General features: G+C 60.8%; 3 protein-coding genes. All 3 read left to right on the top strand.

Going from position 1 to position 3,476, the window contains the following annotated elements:
* Positions 1-105 precede the first annotated feature (105 nt).
* The 3 genes from lapB (at position 106) to rfaD (ending at position 3,413) form a co-directional block, all read left to right on the top strand.
* Entirely contained in the window at positions 106-1,191 is a 1,086-nt protein-coding gene (gene lapB / locus AC1D0Z_RS17925; protein ID WP_477659553.1) for a lipopolysaccharide assembly protein LapB, read from the top strand.
* 153 nt (positions 1,192-1,344) lie between these two features.
* Positions 1,345-2,289, top strand: a complete 945-nt coding sequence (gene rfaE1 / locus AC1D0Z_RS17920) for a D-glycero-beta-D-manno-heptose-7-phosphate kinase (RefSeq protein WP_477659552.1) — start codon at positions 1,345-1,347, stop codon at positions 2,287-2,289.
* 119 nt (positions 2,290-2,408) lie between these two features.
* The gene (gene rfaD, locus AC1D0Z_RS17915; protein WP_477659551.1) at positions 2,409-3,413 is read left to right on the top strand and encodes an ADP-glyceromanno-heptose 6-epimerase; all 1,005 of its coding nucleotides are present in this window, start codon (positions 2,409-2,411) and stop codon (positions 3,411-3,413) included.
* Positions 3,414-3,476 lie beyond the last annotated feature (63 nt).

Raw genomic sequence — 3,476 nt, 5'->3', positions numbered from 1 at the left:
CCATGGGACCCCACACTGTGACAGAAGATCCGTCCACGCTTCACCATGGAATTTGATTTCACCTGGGTCCTGCTCGGGTTTCCGATTACTTTCACCTTGGGCTGACTGGCTTCGCGGCTGGACCTGCGGCAACTGCGTATCGAGAACCGCCAGGCGCCCAAAGCCTATTTCAAGGGCCTGAACTTTCTGCTCAACGAACAGCAGGACCAGGCCATTGACGCCTTTATCGAAGCCGTACAGAACGACCCCGATACGTCCGAACTTCACTTCGCCCTCGGCAACCTGTTTCGCCGCCGCGGCGAATATGAGCGTGCCGTGCGCGTGCACGAACACCTGATGTCGCGCGGCGACCTGACACAACCGGAACGCGACCGCGCACARCATGCGCTGGCCCTGGACTTTCTCAAGGCCGGCCTGCTCGACCGTGCTGAAACCGCGCTGCTTAAACTCGAGGGCACTCCCTTCGAGGAGGAAGCGCGGCTTGCGTTGCTGTCTATCTATGAACGTTCGCGCGACTGGGCCAATGCCACGGAAATCGCCGCCAGACTGGGTACGTCAAGCCACGGCAGCTTCAGCGCCCGGCAAGCTCATTACCTCTGTGAGCAAGCCGTTGCATCCGCAGCGGCAGGCGATACTGGGCAGGCTCTGGACACCTTGCAGCAGGCCGTCACCATGGCCCCGGTATCGGCCCGGCCGCTGATAGACCTGGCCAAACTGCAGCACCAGCTGGGCAGGCCGCAAGATGCCTTCCGGACGTTGCAGAAGCTGGAAGAGCTGGCACCGCAAGGCCTGCCGCTTGCCGCCGGCCTGCTTGCCAACATCGCTCAGGCAAACGGCCAGGAAGCAGCCGCGCTGGAGCTGCTGAAGACCAGTTACGCCAACGCGCCATCCATCGACGTTGTCGAAGCCATCGTCAAGCTGGAAAAAGACCCCGCCTCGGCTCGCCAGTGGTATGCCAGGCACATGGAACGCCAGGCATCCCTCGTCGCGGCCGGTAAATGGATAGAAGGGGAGCAACTCCAGGATGYGCATCATCATGCCTTGGTGCAGCGCTCGCTCGGCCAGGCAACCAAACCGCTCATGCGCTATCGCTGCGCCGCCTGCGGCTTTGAAGCCACCCAGCACTTCTGGCACTGCCCCGGCTGCCAGGCTTGGGACAGCTACCCGACGCGCCGAATAGAAGAATTATGAACACCCCAGAAGTTTTGGCACACCCCCGTGGAGGCTTCGCCACTTCCCCCTTGCAGGGGGCGACACCTACAGCCCGGCAAAGCCGGTTCCGTGGTGTCCGCTGGTAAAGAGGAGAGAGTCCCTCCCCGCTGAGCCGTTTTAGAACAGACATACATGACCGTTCCAACCCTATCCCCTGAAAAAATCGCCAAGGCCCGTGTCCTCGTGGTGGGCGACGCCATGCTGGACCGCTACTGGTACGGCGCGGTAGACCGCATCTCGCCTGAGGCCCCGGTGCCCGTGGTACGTGTCACGCGCACCGAAGAGCGCATAGGCGCCGCTGCCAACGTGGCCTACAACATCGTCACGCTGGGCGCACAGGCTTCGCTGCTGACTGTGGTGGGCGACGATGAGGCCAGCCACCAGCTGGAGGCGCTGGTCGCCAAAACCGGTATCACGCCTTATTTCGGCCGCGACGCACGGCTCAAAACAACGGTCAAATTACGTGTCATTGGCCGCCAGCAACAATTGATCCGGCTTGACTTCGAAAACACGCCGGAAAACGAGGTGCTTGCCTCGCAATCCGCTACCTTTGAAAAACTGCACACGCAGCACGACGCTGTGCTTTTTTCCGACTATGGCAAGGGCGGTCTCGCGCATATCGTGCTGATGATTGCCCAGGCCCGCGCCGCCGGCAAGGTGGTGCTGGTTGATCCCAAAGGCGCTGATTACACGCGCTACAAAAATGCCAGCGTCATCACGCCGAACCGCGCCGAACTTGAGCACGTGATCGGCACCTGGAGCGACGAGGCAGAGCTGCGCACCAAAGCCCACAACCTGCGCACCGCGCTAAACCTCGACGCCTTGCTGCTGACCCGCAGCGAAGAGGGCATGACCCTGTTTGACGCACAGGGTGAACTGAATGTACCGGCCGTGGCGCGCGAAGTGTTTGACGTTACCGGCGCAGGTGACACGGTCATCGCCACGCTGGCAGCCATGGCGGCCACGGGCATGAGCCTTCGCGATGCAGTGCCCATCGCCAACCGTGCCGGCGGCGTCGTAGTCGGCAAGTTCGGCACTGCAACGGTCAGTTACGACGAACTGTTTGCCGCGCATTGAATTGCGCCCCAGGTTAAAGGATTCATCATGAAAATAGTAGTCACAGGCGCTGCGGGTTTTGGTTCCGGCATAACTTGCCAAGGCAAGCTAGTCTTCTCTGAAACCCGCTGGAGCAAATCATGAAAGTGGTCGTCACCGGTGCTGCGGGTTTTATCGGCAGCAACATCATCAAAGGCCTCAACGCCCGCGGCATCGACGACATCATTGCCGTCGACGACCTGACCGAGGGCGACAAGTTCCGCAACCTGGCCAGCCTGCAGATCGCTGACTATGTGGACGCTGACGATTTCTACGACCTGTTTGCCGAAGGCTCCTACGGCCAGGTCGAGGCCGTGTTCCATGAAGGCGCCTGCAGCGACACCATGGAACCCGATGGCAAGTACATGATGGACAACAACTACACGCTGTCGTGCGAGTTGTTCCATGCCTGCCAGGACCAGGGCACACGCCTGTTGTATGCCTCGTCGGCCGCCACCTACGGCGGCTCCGACACGTTCCGGGAATTGCCCGAGTTCGAACGGCCGCTCAACGTCTACGGCTACTCCAAACTGCTCTTTGACCAGCGCCTGCGGCGCGAGCTCGGCACCCGGTTTGAAGGCGCAGCCACCCAGGTTGCAGGCTTTCGCTACTTCAACGTTTACGGCCCCCACGAACAACACAAGGGCCGCATGGCCAGCGTGGCTTTTCACCAGTTCAACCAGTTCCAGGCTGAAGGCAAGGTCAAGCTGTTTGGTGAATACGGCGGCTACGGCGCCGGCGGCCAGATGCGCGACTTCGTCTTCATTGACGATGTAGTGGCGGTGAACCTCTGGTTTTTTGACCATCCAGAACAATCCGGTATCTTCAATCTTGGCACCGGCAAGGCCCAGCCCTTCAACGATGTCGCGCTCGCCGTCGTGAACACCTTGCGCAAAGGGCAGGATGCCGCGGCACTGAGCCTGGAGGACGCCGTGCGCGGCGGACTCATCGACTACATCACCTTCCCACCGGCACTGGTGGGTAAATACCAAAGCTACACGCAGGCCGACCTCGGCGCCCTGCGTGCCACTGGGTGCGACCATGTTTTTGCTGATGTGAAAGCGGGTGTAACTGCTTACATGCAGTGGCTAGGCAAGAATCGCTGAAGCCTGCGGTTCCCAAGTCAATTGCGTCAGACGGGTCAACCCCGTATGAAACCAGGCCGTTAT

Source organism: Polaromonas sp. P1_E3 (genome assembly GCF_056405935.1).
Note: the sequence above shows the minus strand (reverse complement) of the source record. Positions and strands in the feature narration are given on the sequence as shown.